The sequence below is a fragment of the Paenibacillus sp. P4_E11 genome, from assembly GCF_056401635.1.
This window is the reverse complement of the sequence record NZ_JBFUIX010000176.1, coordinates 1-5,978: the sequence shown is the minus strand read 5'-3', so window position 1 is coordinate 5,978 and position 5,978 is coordinate 1. Positions and strand designations below refer to the sequence as shown.

General features: G+C 49.7%; 6 protein-coding genes. 3 read left to right on the top strand and 3 right to left on the bottom strand.

Going from position 1 to position 5,978, the window contains the following annotated elements; genetic code table 11:
• The first annotated feature begins 172 nt into the window (after window positions 1–172).
• The 3 genes from AC1DWB_RS30465 (at window position 173) to AC1DWB_RS30455 (ending at window position 2,094) form a co-directional block, all read left to right on the top strand.
• Entirely contained in the window at window positions 173–901 is a 729-nt protein-coding gene (locus tag AC1DWB_RS30465) for a sigma-70 family RNA polymerase sigma factor (RefSeq protein ID WP_477544851.1), read from the top strand.
• A 63-nt stretch (window positions 902–964) separates the two neighbouring features.
• The gene (locus AC1DWB_RS30460) at window positions 965–1,405 is read left to right on the top strand and encodes a VOC family protein (RefSeq protein ID WP_477544850.1); all 441 of its coding nucleotides are present in this window, start codon (window positions 965–967) and stop codon (window positions 1,403–1,405) included.
• A complete protein-coding gene (locus AC1DWB_RS30455) occupies window positions 1,402–2,094 on the top strand; it encodes a hypothetical protein (protein ID WP_477544849.1) in 693 nt (230 codons plus the stop codon). Before AC1DWB_RS30460 ends, AC1DWB_RS30455 begins: the two co-directional genes overlap by 4 nt.
• Before the next feature lie 74 nt (window positions 2,095–2,168).
• On the opposite strand, the gene AC1DWB_RS30450 is transcribed toward AC1DWB_RS30455, so the two are convergent.
• From AC1DWB_RS30450 to AC1DWB_RS30440, 3 genes are read right to left on the bottom strand one after another with little or no spacing between them, the layout of a single operon-like run.
• Window positions 2,169–3,344 (bottom strand): aminotransferase class I/II-fold pyridoxal phosphate-dependent enzyme, encoded by a 1,176-nt coding sequence (locus AC1DWB_RS30450; protein WP_477544848.1) that lies wholly within the window; start codon window positions 3,342–3,344, stop codon window positions 2,169–2,171.
• On the bottom strand, window positions 3,337–4,269 hold the full coding sequence (locus AC1DWB_RS30445; protein ID WP_477544847.1) for a D-alanine--D-alanine ligase: 933 nt from the start codon (window positions 4,267–4,269) through the stop codon (window positions 3,337–3,339). The genes AC1DWB_RS30450 and AC1DWB_RS30445 overlap by 8 nt, the downstream gene beginning before the upstream one ends.
• A gap of 12 nt (window positions 4,270–4,281) precedes the next feature.
• A complete protein-coding gene (locus AC1DWB_RS30440; protein ID WP_477544846.1) occupies window positions 4,282–5,730 on the bottom strand; it encodes an aminotransferase-like domain-containing protein in 1,449 nt (482 codons plus the stop codon).
• Window positions 5,731–5,978 lie beyond the last annotated feature (248 nt).

The window sequence follows — 5,978 nt, the reverse complement described above, 5'->3', positions numbered from 1 at the left end:
AATCAGTACTTTCCGACTTTAATCATATCACATTATGGAAAATAATGGACTGTGTGGCCTTTCCCAACAAAAAAACTCGCCGTTTTTATGGTGAGATTCCCCTTTACCTATTGGAAGACTGGAGAAGCGAATCGCGAGATTATGATATAATCTTTGATGAATAAATTACCTGATGTTGGAAGGTAGTGAGCATATCCAACCCTCTTTATTCGAGATCGCAATTGAACCACATCTCTCCGCACTTCGTGCTTATTGCAATAGATTGGCCAATAGCCTGGACGACGGGGAGGATCTATTCCAAAGTACCCTGGAAAAGGCTTTGCGTGCATACACCGACGTGTCCACATGGAACAAACCCTTACTGTTCCGGATCGCCAAGAACACTTGGATTGACAGCATCCGGAAGAAATCCGTTCCCGAACAACCTCTGATCGAGGAACATATGAATAGCAAGTACACTTCGACCGATCTGGATATAAGGGAAGTTTTTGAAGTAATGGCGGAACGGTTATCCACGAGACAAGCTGTGCTGTTACTTATGATTGATGTCTTTAGGTTCACGGCGAAGGAGACAGCGATCCATCTAGGTTCAACGGAAGGCGCGATCAAGGAGGCGTTGAAGAGAACTCGCCAACGCTTGACCCGTATGGCTTCCGAAGGGCGTCCCCGTAGGCAAGGCCGGACAGAAGTTCTCCCCCATGAACGCATGACACAGGAGTTAATGGAGATCTTCATTCAGGCTTTCAGAAGCGGGAACGTGAGTCGAATCTATCATTCTTACAAAGCATTGCGCGGTAGCGGTCTAGACATCTCCAAGGTATGGAGGCAGGAGTCTTACATCTATTTTGATTTTCGCGATCCGAATGGACATTTGCTGAGAATTTCTTCAACAATCGGATGATGGCCATTTCTTTATCCAATCACAATAAGTTATATAGATGAGACTATGTAGGAGGGATACACAATGACAGCGAAATCGTTTCATCTTCAAGTTATTGAGTTGCCGGTAAGAAATGTGGAGCAGTCCGTAAAGTGGTACACAGAAATGTTCGGGATAGGCTTATGTTTTCCTTTTAACGAGGGTGACGATGGGGCGTTCTTGAATTTGAATGGAATGGCGCTAGGCTTGATTCGTGCGAACGAAATACCGAAATTGGAGTTTGTTAGCACGAGAGGCGAACGAAAGCCTTTCTTTACGTTTCAAGTGGACAACATTCATGAGCTGAATGAGGAAATGATCCGCAAGGGCGTTGAGGTTCAAGAGATGGTGTATAAGCCAGGGGGCGGCTACAGCTTCCAGTTCAAGGATCCAGATGGCAATCAGTTGGGCATCTGGGGCGGCTGGCCGAAAGACGATGAGCCAAACGATGATACGCATCCAATAGGAGCCAACCCCACGAGTTGATTCAGACCATTCGTACTAGCCTACAGCGAGGTGTTCCGGTGGTCGGATGGAATTTGTTCGCGAAGGAGTTTGGCGTGATTTATGGCTTTGACGATGAGCAACAGATGCTGTATGCCATCGACAATCACAAGGACAGTACGATTCCGTATGACCAACTGCCGAATCGCCGTATTCTGTGTTTGGCATTAATCGAACAGTCCCTCGATACCAACAGGACCGACATGTTGAAGAAGGCGCTGGCCGTCATTATTGAGCATGCCCATGGCCGGGACCCGCTGTTGTGGAATAACGTACACGCTGGCTTGGATGCATACGACATTTGGATCGAGGCGATCAAGTCCGGGGGCAGCTATGAGATTAAGGGGAATGCGATCAATGTGCGTGCCATCTCCGATGCGCGTCGGCATGGAGTTGCCTTCTTGGAACTGCTGTCCCGACAGTGGAACGACGGCACGTCCAAGGGTGCACAAGTGGCGCGATTGGCGGAAGAAGCAGCTTCACACTATGCTCTGTCCGCCGATAATCTAGGCGAGCTTGAACAGATGTATCCTTATCCGCTTAGCAAGAAGAGTGCCAATCCCCGAGCTACAGAAAACATTCCCCACACGGTGGAGCTTCTGGGTCGTGCCAAGGAGGCCGAAGTACAAGGAATAGCCGTGCTGGAAAGAATGTATGAATTACTAGCTTAATAACAAAGACCGCCAAGATAATGTTCACTTCGGCGGTCTTTGTGTATTTGGCGGGGATTCCATTAACACGAGGCTTAGCAACTTACCGGGTGCAGCATGCGCATGAACCGATCAATTCGCTCAAGCGCTTCTTCCAGCTTCGAGACGGAGACGGCATAAGAGCACCGAAGGTAGCCTTCTCCGCCAGATTCGAATACGTGCCCGGGAACGGCCGCGACCTTCGCTTCCTTCAGAAGCCGTAGGGCGAACTCTTCGGAACTAAGCCCCGTGTGTGCAATGGAAGGAAACGCATAGAAGGCGCCCTGCGGCTCGTGACACGGCAGTCCGATTGCCCGCAACCCTTGTACGAACAGTTGCCGACGATGATTGAACGAGGCCATCATTGCATTCTTCTCATCCATCCCGTTGCGCAGCGATTCGATCGCAGCGATTTGTCCTAGTACCGGGGCGCACATCGCTGTATATTGATGAATCTTGAGCATGGCCGCGATGATGTCCGGATTCCCGCAAGCATAGCCAATCCGCCAGCCTGTCATGGCAAAAGCTTTGGAGAAGCCGCTAATGACAAGCGTCCGTTCCTTCATACCCGGCAGCGAGGCTATGCTGACATGCGGGCGATCATAAGTAAGCTCCGCATAGATTTCATCCGAGATCACGATTAGGTTGTGCGCTATGGCCAGCTCCGCAATCGGCAGCAAATCCTCGTAGGTCATGACGGCCCCCGTCGGGTTATTCGGATAATTCAAGATTAGCACCTTGGAGCGGGGGGTGATTCGTTCACGTAACGCTTGTGCAGTGAGCTTGAACTGTTGGTCGGCTAAGGTTTCGACCTCTACTTTGGTCCCACCGCACAGCTGGGTGATCGGAGCATAGGCAACGTAGCCTGGCGTTGGAAGGAGAACCTCATCGCCTGGAGTGAGCAGTGTCCGCAGAGCTAGATCAACCGCTTCGCTGCTGCCGACCGTAACTATAATCTCGTTCGTAGGTTCGTAACGTAGCTGAAAGCTGCCAGACAAGTATGTGGCGATTTCTTCCCGCAGCTCCAGCAGCCCGGCATTGGGTGTGTACGTCGTCTTCCCTTCATGCAGGGCGCGAATACAAGCTGCCCGGACATGCTCAGGTGTTACGAAATCCGGTTCCCCCAAGCCAAGCGAGATCGTATCCTGGCTGCCTTCACCCAGATCAAAGAAAGCGCGGATTCCAGAAGGTGGCAAATCCCGGACAATCGGTGAAATCCATTCATTAGTCAATGTGAGACACTCCCTGTCTATATGTTCTCTCTGTTAACGAGCTTTGAATAATACGATCCAGCAGTTGGCTGAACGAGATGCCCGCCGCTAGAGCGCTCTTAGGAAACAGACTATTCGTGGTCATGCCGGGTAGAGTGTTCACTTCCAATACGTAAGGGATGCCATTCACTAGCATCATATCGACTCTCGCGTATACATCGCACTTCATGATCCGGTAACATGTTAGCGCTGTTGAACGCACTCTCACTTCAATTTCCGGGGGCAGGACGATCACTCGCTCATCGGCCTCGCCGTCACTGTATTTGGCCGTATAATCGAACCAGTCCGAATGAACCGATCGTATGCTGATGATGGGCAGCAATTCGCCGTTCAAGATGGAACAAGTGATTTCTTCTCCGGGCATATACCGTTCGATCAAGACCGAATCGTCCCAGCGAAAAGCTTCCTCTACAGCGCTCCGAAGAGAATTCGGACTTGTGACCTTTTGAATACCGATGCTTGAACCGCCGGAATTAGGCTTGACGATAACCGGATAGCCTAACTGTTCGACGGCTTCCGCACTGTACTCATCCAACTTGTTCCAGCAGAGCCAGTCGGGCGTCGAGATTCCCTCATAGCGTAGTAATCGCTTGGTAACTTCCTTGTTCATGCACATGCTGCTAGCGAGTACGCCGCTTCCTGTATAAGGGATACCTAACGTTTCTAGCGTACCTTGCACCGTTCCATCTTCCCCATACACTCCATGGAGGGCAAGCAAGGCCAGATCGATCCCTTGCACCTTTTCAATCAGCTCTTCCCGCTGCGATATCACGATAGAAGTCACGTCATATTGATGGTGATCCAGATGAGACAGTATTTCCTTACCTGTCTGAATCGACACCTCGCGTTCCGATGAAATGCCACCCATAATGATGCCAATCTTCATTTCTGCACCTCTTCAACCTAGTAGTTGTTTGGCCATCTCGCCAATAATTCGAATTCCCTTGATAATATCTTCATCCGCTACTCTGGAAAATCCAAGCCGCATCGTATGCTGTCCTTTGCCATCGGTGTGAAACACGTCCCCAGGTGTGAAAATAACCCCTTGCTGAGCGCACGCTTCCAGCAGCTTCCTTGTGTCGAACCCCTCATCAAAGGCGAGGAACAGATGCAGCCCGCCGTCGCCCGATAAGTTCGTGTAAGGAATGTAAGCTTTACAGCATTCCATCGTCCATTCGTATTTGCGTTTGTAAGTAGTCCTTGCTTTTTTTAAATATTTTTCCAAATTACCATTGTGCAAATATTGATAGAGAATCGATTGATCGATGGTCGATGTATGGATGCTGCGGGCACGCTTGATACTCTCCAAGTAATAGATCAGCTCTCGGTCGGCCAACACCCAGCCCACGCGAAGCCCGGGGAAAAGTACTTTGGAGAAGCTACCTACGTAGATCACACTATTACTTAGGCCTGCAGTTGCGATAAGCGGCGAGACATGAGAGCCCGAATAGCGAAGCTCTTCATTGAAGCCGTCTTCGATGACCGGGACTTGATAACGAGTCATCAGCTTCATCAGCGCGATTCGTTTCTCCGCGGACATCACGATACCAGTCGGATTATGATAAGAAGGGACGAAATATGCACAATCGTAGGCTTGCCTGGACAAAGCATGCTCCAGCTCGCTTAGGTTGATGCCATCTTGTTCCATACCGATCCCGGTAATCTCGAATCCATGCAGCTTGAGATTCTTGATCGCGGTATTGTGGGTCGGATTCTCGCAGATGACAGTACCATTCTTCTTGCTCAGAGCGGATAAGATCATATCGAAGCCTTCTGTGAAGCCATTCGTAATTAATAGATCTTTGCCTTTCAGATCAACACCTTTGTGACCCATGTAGCGCAGCAAATAGTCAATGAGCGGTTTGTATCCTTTGGCGTAGCCATAGTTTAGCAATACGTTCCCTTCCACGGACATCCGATCGAGAAACGCACGCTTAATATTGTCCAAGTCGAATAAGGTCTCGTCTGGGGCAATGCTGGTGAAAGAGATCGTCCCTTTCTGGGCGCGTATTCCGTGCTTCATCAGATCAAGCTCCTCGGCTAGAAGAGCATGCTCGTTCAGTCGTGCCTTCCAATCCACATCCCATGAAGAGGGCGCAGATTGGGTGGATGAGGAGGCAATATAGCTTCCTTGACCTTGAACGACATAGACGAAGCCGTCCTCCACTAGGCCTGTATAGGCAGCGATCACGGAATTGCGGCTCACATGCAGCAGCGTACTGAACTCGCGTGTGGAAGGGAGCTTCTGGWTCGCTTGTAAGGCCCCTTCCATGATGAGCCGCTTCACGTAATCCATCACTTGAATGTAGACCGGCCGATCATGAATCAGTTCGAAATCATTGTACAAGCAAGATCACCTCCACATCGTTTATCATGGCACAGAAATCCGACATATAAAAGAACCACGAGCAAGGATTTATCATCAGGTTGTGGTCTGTTCAGCCGAGATTACGGACGGATTTCCATATTGTTACATTTCCAAGACTGTGATATGATCTGACTATCATTTTGTTGGAGGAGATAGATGGTGTCAGATTTGTTCAGGAACTCGTTACAAGAAGAAATCGCTGAAGGTTCGTACGACAGGCCTATAGG

Coding starts and splice junctions, on each gene's coding strand:
- AC1DWB_RS30445 (WP_477544847.1), bottom strand. CDS start 4,269: ATGAAGATTGGCATCATTATGGGTGGCATTTCATCGGAACGCGAGGTG.
- AC1DWB_RS30460 (WP_477544850.1), top strand. CDS start 965: ATGACAGCGAAATCGTTTCATCTTCAAGTTATTGAGTTGCCGGTAAGA.
- AC1DWB_RS30465 (WP_477544851.1), top strand. CDS start 173: ATGTTGGAAGGTAGTGAGCATATCCAACCCTCTTTATTCGAGATCGCA.